The following is a 25,620-nucleotide window of genomic DNA, read 5'->3' as shown; positions in this document are numbered from 1 at the left end:
GGGATATGAGTAAAAACACGATGCCAAAATTTTCTCTGCTGTATGCAGTTTTGCTCTTGAGTCTTAGTGCGTTTGCCGCCGTCCCGCAGATTGGGTATGTATATCCTGCAGGAGCGTGCAGGGGCGATACGATTACCGCAGTCTTCGGCGGGCAGGCGCTCTGGAGCGTAAGCGAGGTGCTTTCAAACTCAGAAGATGTGCAGGCGGAATTTATCGACAAAGCAAACCACCGAAGCCCGAGAAGCAGAAGGGTTTATATACCGCTTGTAAGGGCAAGGCAAAACGGCAAATCCGATGAGCATATCCAAAAGCTGCGCAAGGAGATGCTCAAAAAGGAAGGCCGCAAAGAGGGCGACTGGTATATAAACCGCATCGAAAAGATGAGCAAGAAGGAGTTTCAGCATTTTAACAACGCAGCAGTCCGCCTGAACAGGCTTCAAAGGACCAATCAGATAGACCAGAAGGTGATAGCGAAAATCAAGGTTTCAAAGGATGCTGCACCGGGCAGATACGAGCTTCGGCTCAGGGGCAGAAACGGGATTACCAATCCGGTTGTTTTTATGGTGGGGGTGAATAAGGAGTTCAGGGAGTATGAGCCGAATACCAGAGAGCCCCGCAAGGAGGATGTCCTCCAGCATCCTGCAGTGATTAACGGGCAGATTACCCCGGGCGATGTGGATAAGTTTTACTTTAAGGCAAATAAGGGCGAGAAGCTTGTTATAAAAACTCAGGCACGAGAGCTTGTTCCTTATCTCGCTGATTCTGTCCCGGGCTGGTTTCAGGCGGTTGTATCTGTAAAGGATCACACCGGCAGAGAGGCTGCTTTCTGTGATGATTTCCGGAATCAGCCTGACCCTGTAATCCTTTTTGATGTGCCCAGAACAGACAGATACACCCTTGAGATAAGGGATGCTGTCTTTCGCGGCAGGGAGGATTTTGTTTACAGAGTCTCAATAGACAAGAGCCCGTTTGTGGAATCTGTTTTCCCGCTCGGTGCCAAGAAGGGCGAAAAAGTTCGTGCAAAGCTGGAAGGCTGGAATCTGCCCGCCAAAAGCGCAGCCCTCAATACGGGGGGTGAGAGCGGGGTCAAAAGGGATTTACTCAAAAAGGGGAGTTTGGTTTCTAATCAGTTCAAGTATTTCGTAAGCGAGCTTCCTGAAATGATCGAAAAGGAAAACCCGAAAAACAGACCGCAGCCGGTTAAGCTGCCCTTAGCAGTAAACGGCAGGATTGCAGCAGAAGGCGATGTTGATGCATTTTCGTTTGATGCCCGAAAGGGCAGAACATACGTATTTGAGGTTTGGGCAGCGAGGCTGAATTCGCCTTTGGATTCGTTTCTGCGGATTAAAAACAAGGCGGGCAAAATCCTTGCTTTCAATGACGACAGCGAAAAGACCCGAACGGGAATGATTACCCATTTCGCCGATTCTTATCTGATCTATAAAGCGGGAAAAAGCGAAAAGCTAACTGTTGAGCTGAGCGATACGCAGGGCAAAGGCTCAAAGAATCACTGCTATCGGCTCAGAATGTCCGAGCCGATGCCGGATTTCAAGGTTTTTACAGACCGCTCCTGCACAAAACACCACCTCGGCGATTATCAGATGCTCAAATTCTGCGCACTCCGCAAAGACGGTTTCGATGGAGCCATTGAGATAAGCGTTAAAAACAAAAAAACTGGCTACAGCCTCGAAGGCGCAGTAATACCGGAAGGTGAGAGCTGCATCTTCGCCACTCTTAACGCTCCGGCCAAGCCTGCCCAGAGGCTCTCTAATCTTGAGTTTACAGCCTATGCATCTGCCGGAGGCAGCAGGATTACTCGAGAAGTATGCCCGGCAGACGATACCACTCAGGCCTTTGTGCTGCACCATCTAGTTCCTGCTGAGGGGTTTCTTGCAGATCTGAACGGAAAGGGTAAGAGAGAGTTCCCCGTTTCTGTTGATTCCCAACAGCCCGTGAAGATTGTCCAAGGCAGAGGGGCAGCAGTAAATATTAAAACAGCCGGACATCTCAGGGGTAAATACGGCAGCATAATTCTGTCGATAAAAGAAGGCCCTGAAGCGATCGATTATGCGAATATCACACCTCGCAAAAACGGCTACAGCATAAAGCTTAGGGCAAGAGAAGGCCTTAAGGCGGGAGATAAGGGAAATATTATCTTTGAGGCAAAGGCAAGAATTAAGCCGCGCAAAAAGGGCGGGAAAGTGAATACGTGGAATCTCGGCTGTATGCCGGCGATTAGATACGAAGTAGTTTCAGGAGCATAAAACCTGTTTAAGAGAGAAATATGGAATATATCACCTTTGATTTCAGCAGTAAGATTAAAACATTCGTTTCAAAATTCAAAAACAAATCCGGCACTGAAGAATTCCACTTCACATTTCAGCCGCTCTGCTGGGGATATGCACAAGACCAGCTTGAATGGATTAAATCCGCCTACAGCAAGGCGATTGAAGAGCTTGGCCTATGCGAGGAAACTGCTATATTCAGGCGGTTTTTATGCAGCGATCTTATAAATCAGGCTCAAGTTCTCGAAGGCCTTGATTTTTCCAGCAGTAATCCCGCACGTTCAGGGTGCGCGGTTTCAAAGGTTTCCCAGCCCCCGTGCGGGGCGGCTAAGCTTAGCCTTTGGGCATATCACGCTGCTCAAAGCGGCGAAGCTGTTAAAAAGGAATCGGGGCGCTCTTTTGTGAGCTTTACCCCCAATTCGCAAAGACATATTTTCTCCGCATCGCTAAACAGCATGGATGCAGAGAGCTCATACCTGCAAACTTATGCAGTTTTCGATGAACTTGCAGGACGGCTCGATAAAAACTCAATGACGCTCAAAGATAATGTCGTGAGAACTTGGTTCTACGTCCAGAACGTTGACGGGAACTACAAGGGGCTTGTTGATGCCAGAAGAGAAATATTCGAGAAGGAAGGTTTAACAAAAGATACGCATTTTATCGCAAGTACAGGCATTGAAGGTGCATGGGACAATCCCGCCTGCAAGGTGCTCCTGGATTACTATGCAATAGATAATCCTGCCAAAAATCAGATTCAGTATATCTCCGCTCCTGAGTGGCTGAGCCCTACGCATATTTACGGCGTTACCTTCGAGCGGGCGACTTCAATAAAATACACAGACCGAATCCATACTCTCATATCTGGTACAGCGAGCATAGACAAAGAGGGGGTGGTGGTTCATTCGGAAGATTTTTTTGGCCAGTTTGAAAGGACAGTCCAGAATATTGATGCCCTCCTCAGCCAGGCAGGCAGCTCCAGAGAGCATCTCGCCGCAATCACCGTATACCTGCGAGACCCTTCAGACAGCGGGCCAGCAGAAGAGCTTATAAATCGCTGCTTCCCGGGGGTGCCCTGCCTGCTTGTGGTTGCTCCGGTATGCCGCCCGGGATGGCTCGTGGAGATTGAAGGAATCGCAATAACCCCCGCAGAGCAGCCTAATATGCCGGCTTTCTGATTATCTGCAAGCAGATACTCTGCGTTATTAAAGACGAATGATGTTTTTTGTTAATAGAAAGATAAATTATGGAAAGAAGAAGTTTTCTCAAAGCAGCGTGCAGTTCATTGGCATTTTCGGCCTTTTCAGGCGCAGCCTTTGCGGCGAATGATGCATCAAGGCAGACGGCAAAAGATGCACTGAGTTCGAAAAAGCGGCCTAACGTGATAGTATTTCTCGCAGACGATGCAGGATACGGCGATTTCGGATTTCAGGGTTCAAAAGTTCAGCAGACCCCGCACATCGATTCGATAGCGAAGAAGGGAACGAGATTCTCTCAGGCGTATGTAACTGCCTCGGTATGCTGCCCGTCCAGAGCAGGGCTTCTTACAGGGCGTTATCAGCAGCGTTTCGGCCACGAATTCAACGGCCCCGATGCCAAGCCGATGCAAGGTTATACTCAGGACGATCTCGGCCTCGATCCGAACGAGAAAACCTTTGCCGACTACTTCAAATCCCTCGGCTATCGCACCTGCGTTATTGGTAAATGGAATATGGGTCTTCGTCCGCAGTTTCAGCCTTGGAACAGGAATTTCGATGAGTTTTTCGGTTTCCTCGGCGGCGCCCGCTCCTACTTCCCGATTGAAGGAGAAGTAAACGAGCATCACGTGATGATAAAGGATCAGAAAGTTTATCCCGAAGAGAAAATCACCTATACCACAGATGACTTTACCGATTACGCAGTCGATTATGTGCAAAGGCATAAAGACAGGCCGTTTTTCCTGTATCTCTCATACAACGCTGTTCATACTCCGATGCACGCCAAAGAGGAAGATTTGGAGCAGTTCAGCGATGTTGAGCCTTGGAGAAGGCGGGCAAATGCCGCAATGACTAAGGCAATGGATGACAGCATCGGCAGAGTAACAGGCAAACTCAAGGAGCTTGGGCTTGAGGATGATACGCTCATTATGTTCTTCAATGACAACGGCGGCACAAATAACGGGGCATCAAACGGAAAGCTCCGAGGCATGAAAGGCTCGCAGTGGGAAGGCGGAATCCGCGTGCCCTGTATAATGAAGTGGCCGGGCGAGATAAAGAAAAATACTGTTTACGACAAACCTGTAAGCGGGTTTGATTTCCTCCCCACAGCCTACGCAGCAGCAGGGGGGAGCAAGATTCTCGGCAAGCCCTTCGACGGCGTTAATCTGATGCCTTACCTAAACGGCAAAAAGAAATCACGCCCGCATAAAACACTTTTCTGGAAAAGGGGCGAGGGATATGCTGTGCGGGATGGAGACTGGAAATGGGTTCATCAGGAAGATGGCACCGCCGGTCTGTATAATCTCGCAGAAGATATATCAGAAAAGAACGACCTCTCGGATAAAAACCCTGAGAAACTCAAACATCTCAAAAAGCTTTATAAGCAGTGGGAAAGTGAAATGGCTCCGCCGAAATGGAAAAGAGGCGGCGGCTGGATCGAGTATGACATTGCCGAACAGCTGAGTTCTTAATATTTTTCTCTCAGCTTTGCAAACCTGCGGCAATCGGAGCGGGCAGCGGAGTTTTCTTCGCTGCATCGGGGCTTAGCTCTAGTTCGAAGAGTTTACTCATGGCGCAAAAAAGGGGCGTCCGTGCCCCGAACGCCCTATAGAGATTGTTTTCTCTATTAAATCTTTATGAACAGCCCATTGAGTTGCCGCAGTTGTGGCATCTGTAGCAGGTCCCGTTTCTCACAGTGATAGACCCGCAAATATCGCAGGCGGGCGCATCATCCTGGAAGTGGTCGAACTGTTTGTTGAACTGTCCTATAATGCTCAGCTTCTCGGCTGCCCCGTCTGTAGAGCTGGTTTCGGTAACAGAAAATGCCGGCTGTTTAGCGGTTTTCTGCGCTTCCTTTTCCTTCTGCTTACCGGCCTGATTACTGCCGGTGCTCGGCTTTTTTCCCTGTTCATCCTCGGGCTGCTCTGTGAGAGGCTTTGACAGATCAATCGTACTGCTGCTTTTCTTGTGCGGGGTATTCTTTTCTGCGTATCCCGGGAGGAACTGACACCCCAGCCAGCAGAATATGTAGTCTATAAGGCTCTTGGCAAAAGGCATATCCTTGTTTGAGGTCATACCTGCAGGCTCAAATCTTGCGTGCCGGAATTTGTCCACAAGCGTAACCAGAGGCACTCCATACTGAAGAGACAGCGATGTGCATGTCCCGATCACATCCATAAGACCGCCTACTGTGCTGCCTTCCTTTGCCATCGTTATAAACAGCTCGCCGGGCTGGCCGTCATCGTATAGACCTACAGTGAGATAGCCCTCATGCCCTGCTACGCTGAATTTGTGCGTTATGCTGCACCGCGTTTCGGGCAGTCTTCTGCGGTAGGGTTTTTTTACAAGAACTTCCTTGACCTTCGTCTCTTCCTGCTTCTCTTCCTGCAGGCCGGTATTGAGAGGCTGAGTACGCTTAGACCCGTCCCTGTAAACGGCAACAGCCTTGAGCCCCATCTTCCAGCCTTCGGTGTATGCCTGCATTATATCTTCGTTGGTGCTTTCGTTGGGCATATTGATGGTTTTGCTTATCGCCCCTGAGAGGAAGGGCTGTGCAGCGGACATCATCTTCAGATGCGCCATCCACGGTATGCTTCTCTTGCCTTTACGCGCCTTGAATGCGCAGTCGAAAACGGGCAGGTGTTCCTTTTTTAAAATTTCAGAGGTTTCGATGGTGTCGTCTCTGTCGATCTCTTCTTTGATCTTCTCGATCTCTTCTTTGCTGTATCCAAGCTCATCGAGCGCCATGGGGACGGTCTGATTAACGTATTTAATCATCCCTCCGCCTGCGAGCATCTTGTATTTCACAAGCGCAATATCCGGCTCGATTCCCGTTGTATCGCAGTCCATCATAAACCCGATTGTCCCTGTCGGTGCTAGAACGGTAGTCTGCGAATTGCGGTATCCGAATTTCGTGCCCAAATCGTAGGCTCTGTCCCATGCGTTTTTGGCCTCTTCCACCAGATACCTCGGGCAGAGCGTTTCCTTGAGCTGGTATGCCTTATCGCGGTGCATACTGATAACGTTGAGCATAGGCTCTTTGTTGGCCTCGTAGCCTTCGAAAGTGCCTTTCTGAACGGCAAGCTCAGAACTCACCTCGTATGCAGTGCCTGTCATTATCGCTGTGATAGCCCCTGCCAGCTCACGGGCGGGCTCTGAATCGTACGGATGAGCAAGGCTCATCATCAAACAGCCCAGATTTGCATATCCGAGGCCGAGCGGGCGGAATTTATGGCTGTTGTCCGAGATCTTTTTCTCAGGATAGCTGCCGTTGTCAACAAGGATTTCCTGAGCGATTATGAAGATCTTTACTGCCTTCTTGAAAGACTCCACATCAAAGCTTCCGTCTTCATTGCGGAATTTCATCAAGTTAAGCGAGGCGAGGTTGCAGGCGGAGTTGTTGATAAACATATACTCGCTGCACGGATTGGAGGCGTTTATCGGCGCCTCGTTCGGGCAGGTGTGCCATTTGTTGATTGTGCTGTGATACTGAAGCCCCGGATCACCGCAAACTCTCGTTCCCTCGCAGATCTCATCCATAAGCTCACGTGCATTGTAGGTGTCAACCTCTTTGCCTGAAGTTACTGCTTTGGTTGTCCAAGTGCTGTCTGATTCCACAGCCTTCATAAATTCGTCTGTAACGCGGACAGAGAGATTGGCATTCTGGAACATAACGCTACCATAGGCCTCGCCGTTGAAATCGCCGGAATAGCCCTGCTCTATCAGCGCCCAGGCCTTCTTCTCTTCACGCAGCTTGGAGTTTATGAAGTCTTTGATGTCCGGATGGTCTGCCATAAGAGACTGCATCTTTGCAGCGCGTCTGGTTTTCCCGCCGGACTTTATAACGCCAGCAATCTGGTCAAACACCTTCATAAAACTTAAAGGCCCTGAAGGGATCCCTCCCCCGGACAGTTTCTCACGCGAGCTTCTGAGCGTTGAGAGGTCGGTGCCTGTTCCCGAGCCGTGCTTGAAGAGCATTGCCTCGCTGTTTGCTAGCCTCATAATGTCTTCCATGGTATCCTCAACGCTCTGTATAAAGCAGGCTGAACACTGCGGGTAGGTGTATGTGTTCTCGCAGGGGACAGATTCGCCCTTCTCGGGGGCGTAATGGAAGTTGTGCGGGCTGCCTTCAACGCCGTACTCGTCTTTTAGCCCTAAATTGAACCATACAGGCGAGTTGAATGCCCCGTACTGGTTTACGCAGAGATAAGCCAGTTCCTCGTAGTAAAGATCGCGCTGCTTCTGGCTTGTGAAATACCCGTCTTTATAGCCGCGGTCTGCTATTGTGCGGGCTACGCGGTGGATCAGCTGTTTGATTGATTTTTCACGCTGTTCTGTGCCTGCCTCCCCGTAGAAGTATTTGCTAACAACAATTTTGGCAGCAAGCTGGCTCCAGTTCTTCGGGGTTTCTATGTCTTCCTGCTTGAAGATTACATTGCCCTTTTCATCTGTGATTACAGCTTCTCTGTTTTCCCATTCGATTTGGTCAAAGGGGTGTTTCCCTTCCGTGGAAAAATACCTCTTTACGCTGATGTTTTTCGGCTGAGCCTTCCCTGCCATGGTATAACTCCTTTATTAGTCTGTCATAAATATTAACTCGTTATAATACTATATATAGTGCTTGGATTCTCCCTAAGCACGATATAGCAGGATTGGTTTCTACTTTAAAAACTTGCCGCCCCAAATTCAAGGAAGAATTTCCTGCAAAAAACTGCCAATTCTGTAAACCTTTTACTGACACGCCTCTACAGCAGAAAAAATTTTTAAATTATTGAAAAAGAACTGTAGTTAGTGTTTCATTTTCAGTTTTCATACTATATGTAGTTGCAGGCGAGCTGCGAGTTCCGAAGTGTTTATAAGGAAAGTTACCTATTAATTCGCATATATATCATCCGAAGATTCAGCAGATTGCACGGATTTCATGCGTTGCTCGGTTTAAATATTTCGTATCGTGAAATCGTGGCGTAATATTAAGGGAAATCAGAGCCGCACTTGGATTCCGGCGAAGGCGGGGAGCCTGTCCGCCTGTGCCTGAAAACAATCGGATAGATTTGGCGGCGTGTGGCAAAATCATCAGTGAAAAATCAGTTTGAATTAGTGGTTCGTCAAACCCTTAGTGCTTCTTAGCGTTTCTCAGTGGCTGAAATATCTGAGTGCTGCTTATCGGCTGAAAAAAACATCTCTCCTCCGCTGTTCAGCTGCAGGGCGGGAATTTTATTAAAATTGCACTTGAACTCAGCCAGATTTTTTGTAAAATTCTTAATTCTTTTCCTAAGGCGATGTAGCTCAGGCGGTTAGAGCGTAGGATTCATAAACCTAAGGTCGGTGGTTCGATTCCACCCATCGCTATTATGCCCCCTTCGTCTAGTGGCCCAGGACGTCGGGTTCTCATCCCGGAAACAGGAGTTCGATTCTCCTAGGGGGTATTCGCCCTTCTTTATTTGGTTATGCAGGAAAGGGCTTTTTTCTTGCAAACTGCTGCAATAACAAGGGGTAACATCACTTTCCCCTTTGCCTTCCTGCTCTTCCCTGCAGCTCTTTACAGTATATTATTAAATTCTTCAAACGCAGTATAAACGTTTTCCGGCTTTGCTCCCGGCCCGAATTGCACCTGAGCAATAACGCCGCCGTTTCTGTAGAGTTTGCTGCATATATCTTGAACAGCATTTCTTATATCGCCTGTGCTGCCTTCAGGCAGGAGACTCTGGCGGTCAATCTCGCCCCAGAATGTTATCCGCCCGCTGAATTTTTCGCTGAGTTTGTCTAAGCCTATGCAGAATATTTGACTGCTTATAGCATCAAGTCCGATCTCTATCAAATCTTCAAGGATCTCGTATATGTATCCGTTGGAATGCATAAAGATTTTTTTGCCCTTTGAGCGGGCTATATCTGCATACTCTTTGTACATCGGCTTGAAAAGCCTTCGCCAATGATCCGGCGAAATAAGCAGCGAATTCTGCATACCCCAGTCGTCCATAAACATAAGCCCGTCAACATCCGTTTCAGCCCAAGTTTCAAGGAGCTTGAGGTTGTATTGATGAATTGTATGAATAAGGGTTTCAAGCTCAGGCGGCTGCATTGCCAGATCAAGCATTACGTTTTCTGTTCCCCTGAGAAACTGAAGCCTCTCAAAAGGCCTCGGAGCAGCGCCTGCAAGTGTAAATCTATCTGATTCGCTGCAATAGCTGTTTACCTTTTCTTTATCCACCGTGAGCATCTCAGAAGGGGGGCGAACTTTGGAAAGCTCATCCCATTTTTCAATTAAAGGTGATTTGACTTCCCCCATAATTCCATCGTGTTTATTGTAAAACTCACAGCCCCATTCGTCTTTGTATGTGCCTGAAATATAGGGGTCGCCAAAGGTTTGCGGTTTGGTTTTAATAAAATTCGGAGAAGAAATTACATCGTCAGGGAAAGTTTCCGTTATTCTCGAAACCTGCTCCGGATAATTATTCTCAGCCCAGCGAAGAAGCCAGAGCTGTCGCGGAATTCTTTCAGGATTATCGAACTCAAGTGTCTTTGTTACCAGTTTGCGTGAAGTCATTAGATCCCCATTTGCTTAAATTTATAATTATCTAATGACAAACATAACTTCATTTGCCAAATTCGCAAGTCTATAAATTAGCTGGAATTAAGAGAAAGATACTTTTAATCAAATCTGCTTACTGCCTGTAATTAGTCGCCCCTGAAAAAGTTTAAAATTTCCTTAAATTCTTTTCTGATAATGGTTTATATGATTGAAAAGCTTTCGAGATATGGTATAATATTGCAAGTGTTTATCTTACATCTATCAAAACATTGCAATATTGGGACAAAATAATGAAGGCAAAAAACAATAAAGCAGGCTTACTCTTTCAGCAGCCATTAAAACCTCTTGTAAATCCTGATCACTCTTTAGTCCAACTCTCAGAGGTTGTCAACTGGTCTCGCTTTGAAGAGAAGTTTGGCAGTTTATACAGTCCTGATTCAGGCAGGCCGGCCAAGCCGATTCGCCTGATGGTCGGCCTTCAGTATCTCAAGTACACTTTCAATCTCAGCGATGAAGCAATCGTTGCCGGCTGGGTTGAGAATCCTTACTGGCAGTATTTCTGCGGCGAAAGATACTTCCAGCACGAGCCTCCTATTGATCCAACCAGTATGACTAAGTGGCGTAATAAGGTAAAATCTGATGGTCTTGAAGAGCTGCTCGAAGAAACTATCAAAGCCGGCTTGAAGCTTAAGGTTATCAAAAAGAACGATTTCAACAAGCTCGTTGCAGATACAACCGTTCAGCAGAAGAACATCACTTATCCGACCGACGCAAAACTCTGCCACAAACTGCGCATTAAGCTTGTAGATCTTGCAAAAGCATCAAAACTCCAACTTCGCCAAAGCTACGAAAGGGTTGGGAAAAGGGCGTATGTAATGCAGGGCAGGTATCGACGTGCAAAACAGTTCAAAAGAGCTAAAAAAGAAGTGAAGAAATTAAGGAACTACCTGCGGCGAATTACGAAAGAGGTCGAGCGGAATATAGCAGGCAATGAGCAGTTAAGAATAATTTTTGATACATTGCTTCAAGCCGCTAAGAAGCTTTTAGCCCAGACAAAGAAAAGCAAAAATAAACTCTACAGTATTCACGAACCTCACGTCTGCTGCATTGGGAAAGGCAAAAGCCACAAGAAATATGAGTTTGGAAATAAGGTTGGAATTGTAACTACTGCCAAGAATAATTTTATCGTAGGAGCGTTGGGCTTTGAAGGAAACCCTTATGATGGCCATACTCTTCGGGCTAATCTGAAGCAGACAATGAATTTAATCGGGAGAGAAAAGCTTGGAGATGTTTATGTTGATGGAGGATACAAGAAACATGGCTGCGAAGATATTGGAAATGTTGAAATTGTAGAAAAGGGCTGGCGAAAAAAGAAACGAAGTATCAAGAGGTGGATTAAGAGAAGATCGAGCATAGAACCAACGATAGGCCACCTCAAAGAAGACAACAGGTTGGGAAGAAACTTCTTGAAAGGTGTAGAAGGGGACAAAATGAACGCCCTCGGCAGCGCTTTTGGGTACAATATGCGTAAACTTCTAGAGAAGTTTACTTTTGCCTATATTTTTATGCTTAAAATTATTGAATTTTACAGAAATTTGGCAATGAAAAGCAAATTAAAGACTCGATTAGCCTGATATATTTTTTTAGTTTCCCCAAAATCATTGATTTTTCAGGAACGACTAATTAATGCTCGGCTTTGTAAACCGTATCCTGAACCGTATCTGCAGGGAGATGAAAAAAGGTGCAGGGAGCTTGAGCAGCTTTTTGAAAAGTTTGTTAAGTATCTAAAGAGTAATGCTTTATGCGAACAAATGCTTCATAGTGCGTTTGAGTGCAAAAGTGGACAGAATGGGCGGTATTGGACTTGAACCAATGACCTCCTGGATGTCGACCAGATGCTCTAGCCAGCTGAGCTAACCGCCCGAGATTTGAAATAAGCTTCCATATTGAAGGCTTAATATTACGAAAAAAAGCAGGAATGTAAAGTGAAATCAGTTTTCAGGCAGGGCAGAGATAGTATTAATCGTTTTGCTGGCTGGCTGCTTTTATATGCACAATTCCATTTATAACGGTTAGACGATCTTCGCAAAACAGCCTAATTGCCTCAGGGTAGGCGATACGTTCCTGTTCGAAAACTCTCTTAGCGAGGCTTTCCGGCGTGTCTTCGGCGAAGGCCGGGCAGGTTCGCTGGAGAATTATCGGGCCAGCGTCGTATTCATTGCTGCAGAAGTGTACTGTGCATCCTGAAACCTTGCAGCCCCTCTTCAGCACCGCCTCATGGACGTGATGCCCCCACATCCCCTTGCCGCCAAAGCTGGGCAGAAGGGCGGGGTGTATATTCATTACTCTATTCTCAAATCTTTCCGGAATTTTCCAGTAGCAGAGCCAGCCGGCCTGAACGACTAAATCTATCTGCTTCTCGTTCAGCAGGTCTGCGATTTTTCCGCTGAATTGCTCCACGTCTGCAAAATCTTTCGGACGGATTATCTCAGGGGTAAGCCCGAGCTTTTCTGCCCGCTCATTGCCTTTGCAGGCGGTTCTTGAGCTTACAACAGCTGCAATCTCGGCATTGAGCCTGCCTTCTTCGATCTGCTCGGAGATATTAGCCATTGTTCTGCCCGAGCCGCTGAGAAGTATAGCAATGCGTGTTATTCCCATTAATATTCTTCTTCGGGGTTCAGTATTATTATTCTGCTGCAGCTTGGACATCTTATTATCTCATCCTTAGACAGCAGCCTGTTGTAAACTTCGTTTGTGAGCGCCATAAAACAGCCGCCGCAGTGGAAAAGATTTTTCTTCGGGTCAGCCTTTTCTATAAATGCCACTGCATCTCCGTCGTATGTTTCGGAGAGTCGTTTGAAAACTTGAAGTGTTTCCTTATCTACCTCAGAAGCGGCTTTCTGCCAGTTCTTACGTGTTTCTTCCAGCGAGGCCTGGCATTCATTAATCTTATCGGCAGCTTTCTCCTTCACCTCATCGATAGTCTTTTTCTGTTCTTCTATCTGCTGCTCTATTTTGGTGCATTCATTTTCTTTCTCTTCGATAACCGAATATATTTCAAGGATTTTGTTTTCGAGTTTAGAATTATCAACTTTATTGGTGTTTAGCTCTGTGAGGATTGCTGCATATTCTTTGTTGTTTCTAGCGGAGTTCAGTGCGGTTTTATATTTCTCTACAGTCGCCTCCCTGCTTTTTATTTCGAGATTAAGCGAATCGGCTTCGCTTTTGAGTTTTTTGATTTCCTCCTGAGTGCCGGCGTGTTTATCTTCGAGTTCTTTGAGTTTGTTCTGCTGAAGCACTACGGCCCGCTGAGCACGTTCAAGACGTTTATTCATTCCTCGAAGCTTGTCTTCTTCAATTTGCAGCTTGTAAAGTCCCTCGAGTAAAGGTCCCATGAGTATGCTCCATATTCAGTTATTAAAATCTTGCAACAAAAATATCACTATGTACTTAGTTTCGATTACTTCAACCGAAATCTTAAGGCTTTTTTCTGGTATTGAAATTTCAAAGAGAAAAAAAGACCGGCAGTTAAACCTGCCGGCCGTTTGATTCAGTTTGGGAATTTTATTCTTCTTTTTTCTTGCCGAAGATGGAAGGGTCGATCATTAAATCGCCTCCTTCAAGTCCGCCTCTCAGATTCGGATTATCCTGTTCCTGCGAATCAGGCGAGGCAGTATGCTGTTCCTGGGTTTCTGATTTCTGTTCGGAAGATTCATCCTTGCCCTTCTCGGCTTCAGCGTCTTCAGCAGCCCACTGAACACGCCTTAGGCTCAGCCCGATCTTGCGGGCTTCTGTATCCACCCTGAGGATCTTAACCTCAATCTCGTCGCCCACGCTCACTACGTCCTGAGGCTTGTCAACCTTGTGGTCTGCAAGCTCTGAAACGTGAAGCAGGCCTTCAAGCTCGTTTTCAAGCTCGATGAAAACGCCGAAGTTTGTTATCTTGGTTACCTTGCCCTTAACTACCTGACCGGGCAGATATGTATCTGGGATTGCCTTTGCCCAAGGATCTTCGGTAAGCTGCTTAACGCCGAGGCTGATGCGCTGCTTCTCTTCATCCACTTCAAGAACAACGCACTGAATATCCTGCCCCTTTTCGAGGGCTTCGTTCGGATGGTTGTATTTCTTTGTCCAGCTCAGGTCGCTGATGTGAATGAGCCCGTCTATGCCTTCTTCTATAGTTGCAAATGCACCGTAGTTCATTAGGCTGGTAACTTTCGCATTCACTACAGTTCCCGGAGGGTACTTATGCGCTGCGACAGTCCAAGGATTCACCTCGAGCTGTTTGATGCTCAGGCTGATTTCCTGTTTCTCTTTATTAACTTCGAGAACAACAGCTTCTACCTCTTGGCCAATTTCGAAGATATCGCCCGGATGAACTATGCGTTTTGTCCAGCTCATCTCGCTGATATGGATAAGCCCTTCGATGCCTTCTTCAAGGCGGAGGAATATGCCGTAGTTCATAATGTTTACGACAGTGCCTTTAACCTTGCTGCCGACTGGGTAGCGGCTTTCAGCATTCTCCCAAGGGCTTTCTGATTTCTGTTTCAGGCCGAGAGATACTTTTTCATTCTCTTTATCTACGCCGATAACAACGCATTCAATTTCCTGATCCAGTTCAACAACCTCAGATGGGTGAGAAACCCTCCCCCAGCTCAGATCAGAGATGTGCAGGAGTCCGTCAAGTCCGCCGAGGTCAACAAATACGCCGAAATCTGCGATATTCTTAACAATGCCCTTGCGGCGCTGTCCAATTTCGATGTCCTGAAGGAGCTTCTCTTTGCTCGCCTGACGTTCTTCTTCGATTATCTTCCTGCGGGAAACTACTATATTTTTGTTTTCCGTGTCTATCTTGAGGATCTTACACTCTATATCATTCCCGATAAACCTGCTGATATCCCCGGGCTTGCGTATGTCAACCTGCGATGCAGGCAGGAATACCGGCACGCCGATATCCACGAGCAGTCCGCCTTTGATTCTGCGGGTAACCTTTCCGGTAACTATATCGCCTTCGCCCTTTGTATTAACAATTTCCTGCCAGCCCCTGATGCGGTCAGCCTTGCGCTTGCTGAGAAGGATAACGCCGTCTTCAGCATCCACTTCTTCCAGATAGACATCTATCTGCTTATCTTTTACGATCTCTTCAGGGTCATCAAATTCGCTCGAATCCACAACCCCTTCGCTCTTAAGACCGAGCTCCACTATAACATCGCTGCCGATCTGCTCTACGATTTTGCCTGTGTGAATTGATCCTGGAGTGAGTGCTTCTGCTTTTTCTTCAACAACGCCGTTTAAGAGTTCCTTGTGTTCTTCGGTGAAAAGTGAGCTTAGTTCCTGCTCGAGAGACTCGGGGGTGATTCCGAGCTTTTTATAAATATTAAAATCTACCATAAAATTTAAAAACCTTTCCGCAGAGTAATAAATCTTTACTATCCTTGATGTGCCTGCGTTTCACAGCAAGGGGCAGCTGTACAACCGCTGCACAGCGCTGACTGAAATTCAGACCTTTTGAATCGGATCACGCATCCGCAAGGCCTGCTTAAACATCCCGTTAAGCCGGAATGAAATTAACATTATCGTTATTTAGGTGAAAGTATGCAAGGCTTTTTTGAGAAAAGATTGGGATTTTCAGAGTTCAATTCAAACTAAACTTAAAAAGAAAGCCCGCTTTCTCAATAGCGGGCTTTCTTCAGGCGAAGTAAATGTCCGTTTTGCGGACATTTTTGTTTTTAGCCGGTATTAGTCTGAGAGAATATCCTGTGCAATATTATCCGGAACCTTCTCATAGTTCAGCGGCTCCATGCTGAAAGAGCCGCGTCCCTGAGTAGCACTTCTCAGCTCGCTTGTATAGCCGAATAGCTCTGAAAGCGGGGCCTTGGCATCGAGGATTCTCATCTGTCCGCTCAGGCGTGAGTCTGTAACCATTCCGCGCTTGCTTATAAGATTGCTCTGGACCGGCCCGAAAGCAGAATCCGGAACAACCACTTGAAGCTTCATAATCGGTTCAAGCAGTTTCGGCCCGGCCTTTGCCATAGCCTCTTTAACTGCCATAGCACCTGCCTGCTCAAAGGCCATCTCCGAAGAGTCAACTGAGTGGAACGACCCGTCAATAAGCTCAATGTGCACGCCGACTACAGGATATCCTGCAAGTATTCCGGAGGTAAGCGCCTCGCGGCAGCCTTTTTCGACACTGTTCCAGAATTCCCTTGGGACAGCGCCTCCTACAATCTTGCTCTCAAATGTTATATCGTTGCTAACGTTTCCGTCTTCCTCGAGAATCGGCTCCATCGTGATTACTACATCACCGTACTGACCTCTGCCGCCGGACTGACGAACAAATTTACCCTGATGCTGAATATTCTTTGTAATGCATTCTTTATAGGCAACTTTTGGCTGGCCTACCGTTACATCGACGTTCATATCACGGGTTATTCGTGTTTTTAGGATATCCAGATGCAGCTCGCCCATACCGCTGATTATAGTCTGGCCTGTTTCCGGGTCGTACTTAGTCTGGAAGGTAGGGTCTTCTCTTCTAAGCGAACCAAGGGCATCTCCGAGCTTGGCTCTGTCTGAAGAATTTTTCGGCTCAATGCTCATACTTATCACAGGCTCTGGGAAGTTAATCGTATCCAGAAGGATAGGTGCGTTTGTATCGCAGAGCGTGTCGCCAGTGAGGGTTTCTTTGAGCCCTACGCAGGCAAATATATCGCCCGCTCTTACTTCATCGCGTATTTTTCTGTCATCTGCGTGCATCTCGAATATACGGGTGATGTTTTCGCGTTTGTCCCTAGTAGAGTTCATAACCCTTGTGCCGCTCTTGAGCGTGCCCTGATAAACACGCACGAAGTAAAGGTCTCCGTGTTTATCGTGAGTAATCTTGAATGCAAGCGCAACCAGCGGTTTTTTGGGATCGCATTCTACCCTGTAAGTTTCTTCTTCGTCTTTAGGGTTCAGCCCGGTAATCGCAGGTGTTTCCAGCGGAGAAGGAAGGTATTCAATTACCCCGTCAAGCAGCTTCCTTACCCCCTTGTCTTTGAGTGCAGAGCCGAAATAAACCGGATGCATCCGGCAGTTTACCGTTTCTACGCGGACAACCTTCTTGAGCTCATCGTTGGAGATTTCTTCCTCCATGAGGTACTTCTCCATGAGCCCTTCATCGCATTCAGCGATGCTTTCAACCATATTATGACGCCACTGGTCTGCAGCTTCCTTGAGATGTTCGGGGATATCCTTAACCTCTACATCTGCGCCAACCTTTGTGGGAGTGTAGTAGTAGGCCTTCATTTCCATAAGATCGATTACGCCGTCGAAATTGTTCTCAGCTCCTATCGGAATTTGCATAGTAACAGGATTTGCATCAAGCTTTTCTTTGATGCTTTTGATGCTCATCTCGAAGTCTGCACCAATCTTGTCCATCTTGTTTATAAAGCAAAGGCACGGAACGTTGTATTTCTGTCCCTGACGCCAGACAGTTTCGCTCTGCGCCTGTACGCCCTCGCTGGCATCGAATACCGCCACAGCACCATCAAGCACACGCAGCGCACGCTCTACCTCTGCCGTGAAATCAACGTGTCCAGGCGTATCAATCAGGTTCATATCATAATTGTCCCAGCTGCATTTTGTTGCAGCGGAGGTAATGGTAATACCTCTGGACTGCTCATCTTCCATGTAGTCCATAACAGCAGTGCCATCATGCGTTTCACCAATTTTGTAGGTGCGTCCTGTGTAAAACAGAACTCGTTCAGTAACGGTCGTTTTGCCGGCATCAATGTGAGCCATTATGCCGATATTACGAAGTTTGCTTAAGTCAGACATATTCTGATTCCCTTAGAATATTCGTAAGATTTAGGTTTTTATTTCCATTATAAAATTAACCGAGCAAGATACACCTCGCTCGATTTTTTTACATACTTATGCCGCAAGAGATATTGCAGCGGGTAGTATAATCATAACCAAAGAAATAGAATTATTAATTTTCTATAAAAAAATTGAAAAGTCAAGCAATGCGGGCAGATAATATCTGCGTTATTTTCAAACTCTTTAAGCGGAAGGGCTTAAAAGCGGCATTAAGGCCTGTTTTAAGCAGAGGTGGAGGGAAAGGGAATTCTCTTTACATGAAATCTTTGGGGTCTAAGATGAAAATAAATGAAAAAAATATGTTTTGTAACATGTAAAACTAAAAGCCCTTTAATTTCAGGAATCTCTGCAATATGATTCTATTTATAACTTATTTGTTTTTGGCCATATTCGTATCTTTTCTTTGTTCGCTCCTTGAGGCGGCTCTCTTGAGTGTTCCCCGTTCTCATGTTGCGCTGATGCTTGAGAGGGGCAGCAGGGCCGGCAGGCGTCTTGAAAAGATGAAGGATGATGTTGACCAGCCTCTTGCCGCAATCCTAACGCTCAATACATTCGCCCATACCCTCGGCGCAGCAGGAGTGGGCACTCAGGCAGCTTTGATCTGGGGTGAGGGGTGGGTTGGCATGGTGAGCTTTATGCTTACGATTGTTATTCTTGTGTTCTCAGAGATAATTCCTAAAACCCTCGGTGCGGTTCACGCAAAGGAACTTGCCTGTTTCACTGTCTGGACGGTTCAGGGTTTGGTTTTGCTCCTAAAGCCTCTTGTGGCGGTTTGCAACTGGATTTCCAAGCTAATGGGCGGTAAGCAGGCCGTGCCTGTTATAAGTCGCGAGGAGGTAAGCAGTCTTGCATGGCTTGCGCACTTCAAAGGTGCTCTCGAACACAAAGAGGCGCAGGTAATGCGCAACATAATCGCTCTCAGCAGTGTAACAGTGAAGGATGTGATGACTCCGAGAACTGTTGTAACCACCCTTCGGGGAAACCAGACGGTACAGGAGGTTACTGAAACCGAGCCGCCGAGATTTGCCCGCATTCCGGTGGTAGGCGAGTCTCTGGACGATGTAAAAGGGCTTTTGCATCGGCGAGACCTTTTCAAGGCGCGAAGCGAGGGCAGGGGGCAGGCCGCTGTGAGCGAGCTAGCGCGCCCAATTCATGCTGTACCTGAGCTGGCGAGCCTGCAAGCTGTGCTAGATGAATTCCTAAAACGCAGTGAGCATCTGTTTCTCGTGGTCGATGAGTATGGAGGGGCTGAGGGAATTATCACCCTTGAGGATGTAATGGAAACCCTTCTCGGGGCGGAAATTGTGGACGAGACTGATTCGGTCGAAGATATGCAGGAGCTGGCAAGGCAGCTGCTCGAAACAAAACGCAAAAAAGAACAATGAGCTATTTTCTGGTTTTTCGATATTTAAATTATTCTCTGTTAGGCCTTTAATTGTAATTAATTTTCACTCTATCTGCTGTTTGACAAAGCACCCGCCTTTAGGATAATGTGCGTCTTCGAATTGAATTATGTTAAAGTTCAGGAGTTATTATGACAGCAGAAATAATCAGCGGCAAGCAGTTGGCATCGGACATACGCGGGGAACTGAAGCAGGAGGTTGAAAGCCTTAAGGCCAAAGGAATCACTCCCGGCCTCGCTGTGATACTCGTGGGGGAAGACCCTGCATCTCAGTCGTATGTTCGGGCTAAAGAGAAGGCCTGCGCAGAGATCGGGATATACTCAGACGACAACAAGCTCCCTTCTGATATATCAGAAGAAAAGCTTCTATCCCTGATAGAAGAAAAAAACAGCGATCCATCAATACATGGGATACTCGTTCAGCTTCCGCTCCCCAAACACATTGACGAGGCGAAGGTTCTGCTTGCGGTGAATCCGGATAAAGATGTGGACGGCTTCCATCCAGTGAACGTAGGCAAACTCGTAGTTGGGCAGAAGGCCTTTCTGCCTTGCACCCCGCATGGAATAGTTCAAATGATAAAACGTGCCGGCGTCAAGCTCGAAGGGGCAAACGTGGTTATTGTCGGCAGGAGCAACATTGTTGGAAAGCCGCTTGCAAATATACTTATGCAGAAAAGCGAGCTTGGCAATGCAACAGTAACGGTATGCCATACCAGAACCAAAGACATCTCAAAACATACCATCGAGGCAGATATCGTTGTTGCTGCTACAGGTCTGCCCAATTCGGTTACTGCTGATATGGTCAAGGACGGGGCGGTTGTGATTGATGTAGGTGTTAACCGCGTGCCCGATGATACAAAGAAGAAGGGATACAGGCTCATAGGCGATGTAGATTTTGATGCTGTAAGCAGGAAGGCCTCCTTTATTACACCTGTACCGGGCGGCGTTGGCCCTATGACGATTACGATGCTTCTGTACAATACTGTGGATTCTGCAAAGACAGCAAACAATATTAAATAACACCAAACATTTTTTTGAGATAACAAAATGAAAATACTCTCTGGAATTCAGCCCTCGGGAAGACTGCACATAGGAAATTATTTCGGCGCAATGAAACAGCATCTTCAGCTTCAGGACGCCAACGATGGATTTTATTTTATCGCCGAATACCATGCGCTCACAAGCAATCCTGCTCCGGATACGCTTAGAGATTATGTTTTCGCTGTGGCAGCGGATTATCTTGCCCTGGGGCTGAATCCCGAGAAAACAGTATTCTGGCGGCAGACAGATGTCCCCGAAGTGGTGGAGCTGATGTGGCTCTTATCCTGCGTTACCCCTGTAGGGCTGATGGAAAGGTGCGTGAGCTATAAAGACAAGCTCTCAAAAGGGCTTTCCGCCAATCACGGGCTTTTCACCTATCCCCTCCTTCAGGCGGCAGATATTCTCGCCTTCGACAGCGACCTTGTACCTGTGGGGGCGGACCAGAAGCAGCATATCGAGGTTACCTGCGATATTGCCCAGAAATTCAATCATCTCTACGGCGAAACCTTCAAGATACCTAAGGAATACATAATAGACTCTGTAGCGGTTGTTCCGGGGATCGACGGTCAGAAGATGAGCAAAAGCTACGACAATACTATTGAGATTTTCGAACCGGAAAAGAAGATGCGCAAGAAGGTTATGAAGATCAAAACAGATTCTGCCGGCGTGGATGAGCCGAAAAATCCAGATACGTGCAGCGTTTTTGCTCTGCTCAGGCTTTTCGCTTCAGAAGAGGAGCTCAAAGAATGGGACAAGAAATACCGTGAAGGCGGAATGGGGTATGGAGATGCTAAAAAACGCCTTGCGGAGCTTATGCTTGAGTTTTTCAAGCCGTACAGAGAGAAACGGGAAGAGCTCGATAAGGATCCGGCATACATTGAGAAGGTTTTAAAAGACGGCGCCCAGAAGGCCAGAGCAGCGGCCAGTGAAACGCTCGCAAAAGCAAGGCACAATATCGGCATAAGATAGCCCCCTGCTTCTATATTTCCAGAGTTTTGGCTATTCGGTAAAATTCGCTCACGCTCCAAGCCTGGGCTTTGCAGCCTCGCTGGTGGTGGGGGGCATTGCCATCAAGTATCTCAGGAAGATGACCTATGCACCCTGTCTGAATAGTTTGCGATGCAGCTTTTATAATTGCCTTCGCCGTGCTGATTCCGCTGCTTCCGTGCACCATTGCAAGCCCTTCGCAGTATGAAGGCAGAACCCATCCCCAAGCTGTGCCGTTATGGTATGCAGGCTTTCTGCTTGTGTCTTCATCGCCCCCGTAAATGCCCTTATAGGGGCAGCCTGCATCGTTCAGCGGCCGGCCGCTGTCATCTTTAACCGCCAGCTCATATTCCACAGGCTCATCAGCTAAAGAACGTATTCCGCCGGGAACTAAAAGTCTCTGGCAGTTTTGCAGGATTTTCTCAGCGAGCCTTTTGTCGGTTAAAGCACCAAGAGTTACCGCAAAAAGCTGATTGCATCGGCAGTGGTCGTCTGCCTTCGCTTCGCTTGCAGGCGTTCCTGCGGTGCAGTGCAGGCAGTCTGAAAGGCCGTTTTTATTTTCGTATAACACGGAAATGTTTTCTCTAACCTTCTCCCCAAGCTTTGCCCAGCGGGAAGGATTCTTCGTTTCGGTTTGCGACAGGAATCTCAGTGCCGCTTCCCAAAGCGCCTGAATTTCCACAGGATAGCCTTCTCTCGGCGTGGAGGCGGGGTAGTTGGTGTCCATCCACGTAAAGTGCGACGGGCTGAAAATCAGCCCGGACTGCTCATCCATTTTTATCCCGTTAGCAGTGCCTCTATGATAATTCTCCGCAATCGATTCGAGAACCTCCAGCAATGTCCTCCCGCCCACTTTCTCTTTCAGTATATCCTTGCTGCAATATGATATATATTCCTTTACAGCAGCAAAAAGCCAGAGCGGTGCATCGGAGGTGTCGCGGTTTGACACATCTTCGCCTCTTATCATATTCGGCAGCGTTCCGCCTTCTTCGAATTTCGCAAACTGCAGGATTATCTTGCGGGACTGCTCGTAAAAGCCTGCCGCGATAAAGCCTCTTAGGGCAATCAGTGTGTCCCTGCCCCAGTCCAGAAACCAAGGGAAGCCTGCAAGAACCGTGCTGAATTCGCCCCTTCTAACGATATACCGTTTCAGGGCAGTTTTAAGCAGGCTCTGGATCTTGTATTCAAGGCCTGATTCTGGTTCTTTAACTTCGCTGAAAGCCTTTGGCTTATCTTCATTGACCGCAATGCATAGCCCTGAATGCTCTCCGCCTGCAAGGTTGAAGCTGAAATAGCCCGGGCTGAACAAATCGGTTGTGCTCTCAAGGCCTCTTTGCTCCTCAATCGGCAAATTGTTCATATATTTCCACTCGCTCTGCGGCGTGAAATTGCCCTTCTCTGATTCCAATGTAAGCCTGTAATTTTGTGAATGGCTGAATATTAGCTTTCGCTTGGTATGGTTTTTCATCTTTTCATAATCCCGCTCCGGCCCTTTGTATGCCTTGGTAACCATATGGCAGAGCCTTGCATCTACATCCGGACGCACTATCACCCGAACCTGCTCGCCGTCATTTAGACACAGGCCAGAATTGTCTGCCTCAGGCCTGCTGAATCGCAATACGGCGGTGTTGGCAGTTTGGCTGAAATCGAGTATGATTTTGAACGGCACCATCTTGCCCATGCCTGCGGGTGCCTGAAATTCCCATAGAATTCGGTTTTCCATATCTGTTGTAAAACTCTTCTGGCAGCTCGCCTCAAGCGGAGTGCTGTAGTCTCTGTATCTCAGCCATACTCTGCACCTCACGAGAGAGGCTATGCGGTCTGTAGGAAAGTCAGGGTTTAAATTAGCCGCAAAAAGGGTGTCATATTTGCTTGCAATCTCTCCCCAGCGGCTGCGAACCTGCGCCATACTGCCAATCTCATTGCTGCAAATTGCGTAGTCGCTGCGGTCTCGAATATCTTCGTAATCTTTATCGAGGCAGATTTTGACGGGCGCTTCTGCCGGCGGGCAGACAAGCTTTGCCTCGAGCAGTATAGGCGTTTCTTTGAAGAGCCTCAAATTAAAATCGAAATTTTCCACTTGCCCGGGTTCCTCCATCGGATTGAATGCAGCGATGTATTTTTTCTCCCCGCATTGGATGGAATAATGGCGCTCGAAAACCTTCCCGCAGCTTTTGATTTCAGCGAGGAACGGGCTCTCTGCCGTAACGTAAAGCAGGTGCTCTGCTGGAAGGATAACGTTTCTGCGTGAATCTTCGGGGGCTTTCCAGTGAACTGTTTTGTTTGGGTGGCCGCTTTCTTCGAGCAGTTTATTTATTGTGTCTTCAGGGCTGTTGATAAATTGATCACCAAGGCGGCTGAAATCAATTTTTGAGCAGTCTGATTCTTCGTTCAGGCTCTGCCATATCTGCATCACTCTTGCTTTAGCAATTTGTTTTGTGTGTTCAGGGATGGTATTTCTCTGCTGATTAAACTGCTGATATTCTGCGCTTCGAGACAAACACAAAACTTCACCTGCACTGAGTTTGATTTTCGCTGTTTGATTTTCAGTGAAGTAATTCTTCTGCTCTTCTGTGAGCAGGTTAACTAATTTATCCTCGCTGTCCGCAAAGTCTTTGCAGCTCCACTGTACTGAGCTTTCATTATCGCTGTCTAAATTCGAGAGAATAAGCAGCTCTTTCCCTCCGGGAGCCTGCCTTAGCATTGCTATGCTGTTTTCTTCGCCCGTATGAATGAAGCGTCTTTCAGTTCCAGCCTGAAAACATGGATGATTCGTTATTATCCTTACAGCATTTTTAACCGTATCTTTGATGTTGTCTCTGCTGTCCCAATTGAGGCTGGAGCAATTATGCACATCAATCTTTTCATCAGCGAGCCATTCCACACCGCAGGTGATCCCGTATGAACCGCAGTCAGAGAGCATAGCGCAGAGCAGGTTTCTCAAAATTGAGAAATTCTTACCTGAGGCCGCGAGGCGGTTGTTATCGTGCGTTTCGGCAAAATTTACAAGCGTTCCGAGGTTCAGAGAGGTGTCGAGGAAAAATTGTGCATAACCTTCAATCTGCTCCCTCGAGTAGTTTTGGAAAAGCTCGGAATACGCCCAGTTCAGATTGCCCTTTGTAAGCAGGTCTTTTGTTGTTTCGAGCGGGCCGCCGAGCCCTTCAAGCAGGAAGATTGTATGGGGATACTCCTCCCGGACTCGAGCTGTGATATACCTCCATACATCCAGAGGTATCATATATCCGGCATCGCAGCGGAAACCGTCCACCCCTTTGCTGCACCAAAAGAGAAACACCTCCGCCATATATTTGCATAGCCCATTGCTGGAGTAGTCCAGCTCGCATAAATCAGCCCATTCTACCCCCCAAGCTCCCGGACTTACAAACTCCCTGTTTTCGTTTTTCTTAACCCACTGCGGAAAATGCTCCTGAATCTGAGATGCCCAGCCGGTATGGTTGGCCGGGAGGTCAAGGAAAACCTTTCCCTCCCGGAAGTGTATCTGGTCAACAAGCTCCTCGAACTGCTTCATCGGAGAGGCGCTTTTGTCGAATTCTGCGCTGCCGTGGTCAACATCGAAAAAATCCTTCGCTGCAAACGGGCTGCCGTACCTGCCCATTCGGGCGAAGGTTGTTGGGATAGGGTGAACGGGGAGAAGCTGGATTATCTTGAAGCCGAGTTCTGCGATGATATGCTCGAGTTCCTTTATAACATCCCTGAATGTACCGGAAGGGGGGATTACGGTATATCCGCGGCTGTCTAAATCTTCGAGCTGGTCTTCATCAGCGGTTTGCTTTTGATATTTGTTAATTCCGAAAAGCCTCGGGAAAACTGAGTATATAGTATTCCCGCCGAAAGTGAAAGCCGGCTCAATCTTTATGTTTGCGTTATCGCCTTCAGGCCAGTAAACCTTCGGCTTTTCGCCTTCAGATATGAAGAGCGTTTTCGCAGAAAAGCAGCCTGTTTCTGTAAGTGTGAGCTCAGCCTCGTAAACTCCCTTTCCCTTGTGCAGCATTTTGATATCGTGCCAGTCTTTCCCGAGAACCTCTTTACCCTTCTCCACGCTCTCAATAATCTGCTCCCTTTGCTGGTGAGCTCGGAAAAGATTGCTTCGAAGGTAGGCCTGTCCCTTGAGATTATCGGGAACTTTGAGAATAAATTTAACAGTGTCGCCCTCATGTTTGAGAATATTTGTTCCGGGGGAAGGGGTTTGGGTAATTTTCATAATGCTTTCTGGTAGTTTTTACGGATGGCTCGCAAGAGCCTCTTTTCTTTTTAATACAACTGCTGTTCGGGAGGGGAGGTAAACCTTGAGCAGGTTTTTTACTG

The 25,620-nt window shown here is 47.3% G+C and carries 14 protein-coding genes and 3 tRNA genes; 9 read left to right on the top strand and 8 right to left on the bottom strand.

Features of this window, described 5'->3' with window-relative positions; all coding sequences use genetic code 11:
- The first annotated feature begins 5 nt into the window (after nt 1-5).
- The 3 genes from L21SP3_RS04085 to L21SP3_RS04075 all read left to right on the top strand — a co-directional run bounded on the left by L21SP3_RS04085 (nt 6) and on the right by L21SP3_RS04075 (nt 4,950).
- Entirely contained in the window at nt 6-2,264 is a 2,259-nt protein-coding gene (locus L21SP3_RS04085; RefSeq protein ID WP_123785128.1) for a hypothetical protein, read from the top strand.
- A 20-nt stretch (nt 2,265-2,284) separates the two neighbouring features.
- Entirely contained in the window at nt 2,285-3,460 is a 1,176-nt protein-coding gene (locus tag L21SP3_RS04080; protein ID WP_077539476.1) for a Rid family hydrolase, read from the top strand.
- A 68-nt stretch (nt 3,461-3,528) separates the two neighbouring features.
- Nucleotides 3,529-4,950, top strand: a complete 1,422-nt coding sequence (locus L21SP3_RS04075; protein ID WP_077539475.1) for a sulfatase-like hydrolase/transferase — start codon at nt 3,529-3,531, stop codon at nt 4,948-4,950.
- A gap of 163 nt (nt 4,951-5,113) precedes the next feature.
- On the opposite strand, the gene L21SP3_RS04070 is transcribed toward L21SP3_RS04075, so the two are convergent.
- Nucleotides 5,114-8,038, bottom strand: coding sequence for a vitamin B12-dependent ribonucleotide reductase (locus L21SP3_RS04070; protein WP_077539474.1), 2,925 nt, complete (start codon nt 8,036-8,038; stop codon nt 5,114-5,116).
- Nucleotides 8,039-8,753: 715 nt separating this feature from the next.
- Here L21SP3_RS04070 and L21SP3_RS04065 point away from each other — a divergent pair.
- Both L21SP3_RS04065 and L21SP3_RS04060 read left to right on the top strand, forming a co-directional pair.
- A tRNA-Met gene (locus L21SP3_RS04065) sits at nt 8,754-8,827 on the top strand.
- Nucleotides 8,828-8,831: 4 nt separating this feature from the next.
- A tRNA-Glu gene (locus L21SP3_RS04060) sits at nt 8,832-8,904 on the top strand.
- Nucleotides 8,905-9,017: 113 nt separating this feature from the next.
- Here the strand turns inward: L21SP3_RS04060 and L21SP3_RS04055 are convergent.
- Nucleotides 9,018-10,022, bottom strand: a complete 1,005-nt coding sequence (locus tag L21SP3_RS04055; RefSeq protein WP_077539473.1) for a uroporphyrinogen decarboxylase family protein — start codon at nt 10,020-10,022, stop codon at nt 9,018-9,020.
- 275 nt (nt 10,023-10,297) lie between these two features.
- Here L21SP3_RS04055 and L21SP3_RS04050 point away from each other — a divergent pair, with 275 nt between their 5' ends.
- Complete coding sequence (locus L21SP3_RS04050) at nt 10,298-11,641, top strand: IS5 family transposase (RefSeq protein ID WP_227806805.1); 1,344 nt, start codon at nt 10,298-10,300, stop codon at nt 11,639-11,641.
- Nucleotides 11,642-11,856: 215 nt separating this feature from the next.
- Here L21SP3_RS04050 and L21SP3_RS04045 read toward each other — a convergent pair.
- The 5 genes from L21SP3_RS04045 to fusA form a co-directional block, all read right to left on the bottom strand.
- Nucleotides 11,857-11,930: transfer RNA gene (locus L21SP3_RS04045), tRNA-Val, on the bottom strand.
- A 96-nt stretch (nt 11,931-12,026) separates the two neighbouring features.
- Complete coding sequence (gene purN, locus L21SP3_RS04040; RefSeq protein WP_077539472.1) at nt 12,027-12,665, bottom strand: phosphoribosylglycinamide formyltransferase; 639 nt, start codon at nt 12,663-12,665, stop codon at nt 12,027-12,029.
- Nucleotides 12,665-13,402, bottom strand: coding sequence for a zinc ribbon domain-containing protein (locus L21SP3_RS04035; RefSeq protein WP_077539471.1), 738 nt, complete (start codon nt 13,400-13,402; stop codon nt 12,665-12,667). The genes purN and L21SP3_RS04035 overlap by 1 nt, the downstream gene beginning before the upstream one ends.
- Before the next feature lie 169 nt (nt 13,403-13,571).
- Nucleotides 13,572-15,398 (bottom strand): 30S ribosomal protein S1, encoded by a 1,827-nt coding sequence (locus tag L21SP3_RS04030; RefSeq protein WP_077539470.1) that lies wholly within the window; start codon nt 15,396-15,398, stop codon nt 13,572-13,574.
- 348 nt (nt 15,399-15,746) lie between these two features.
- Nucleotides 15,747-17,822 carry an elongation factor G gene (gene fusA / locus L21SP3_RS04025; protein ID WP_077539469.1) on the bottom strand — a complete coding sequence of 692 codons (2,076 nt, stop codon included), beginning with the start codon at nt 17,820-17,822 and terminating at the stop codon, nt 15,747-15,749.
- A 395-nt stretch (nt 17,823-18,217) separates the two neighbouring features.
- Here fusA and L21SP3_RS04020 point away from each other — a divergent pair, with 395 nt between their 5' ends.
- The 3 genes from L21SP3_RS04020 (at nt 18,218) to trpS (ending at nt 21,276) form a co-directional block, all read left to right on the top strand.
- Complete coding sequence (locus tag L21SP3_RS04020; protein WP_077539468.1) at nt 18,218-19,249, top strand: hemolysin family protein; 1,032 nt, start codon at nt 18,218-18,220, stop codon at nt 19,247-19,249.
- A 149-nt stretch (nt 19,250-19,398) separates the two neighbouring features.
- Complete coding sequence (folD, locus tag L21SP3_RS04015) at nt 19,399-20,286, top strand: bifunctional methylenetetrahydrofolate dehydrogenase/methenyltetrahydrofolate cyclohydrolase FolD (RefSeq protein ID WP_077539467.1); 888 nt, start codon at nt 19,399-19,401, stop codon at nt 20,284-20,286.
- Between the two features lie 27 nt (nt 20,287-20,313).
- Nucleotides 20,314-21,276 (top strand): tryptophan--tRNA ligase, encoded by a 963-nt coding sequence (gene trpS, locus L21SP3_RS04010; RefSeq protein WP_077539466.1) that lies wholly within the window; start codon nt 20,314-20,316, stop codon nt 21,274-21,276.
- 10 nt (nt 21,277-21,286) lie between these two features.
- Here trpS and L21SP3_RS04005 read toward each other — a convergent pair whose 3' ends face one another.
- Complete coding sequence (locus tag L21SP3_RS04005) at nt 21,287-25,516, bottom strand: amylo-alpha-1,6-glucosidase (RefSeq protein ID WP_077539465.1); 4,230 nt, start codon at nt 25,514-25,516, stop codon at nt 21,287-21,289.
- Between the last annotated feature and the right edge of the window lie 104 nt (nt 25,517-25,620).

The sequence above is a fragment of the Sedimentisphaera cyanobacteriorum genome, from assembly GCF_001997385.1.
GTDB classification, from domain to species: domain Bacteria; phylum Planctomycetota; class Phycisphaerae; order Sedimentisphaerales; family Sedimentisphaeraceae; genus Sedimentisphaera; species Sedimentisphaera cyanobacteriorum.
This window is presented reverse-complemented; position numbering and strand designations above follow the sequence as displayed.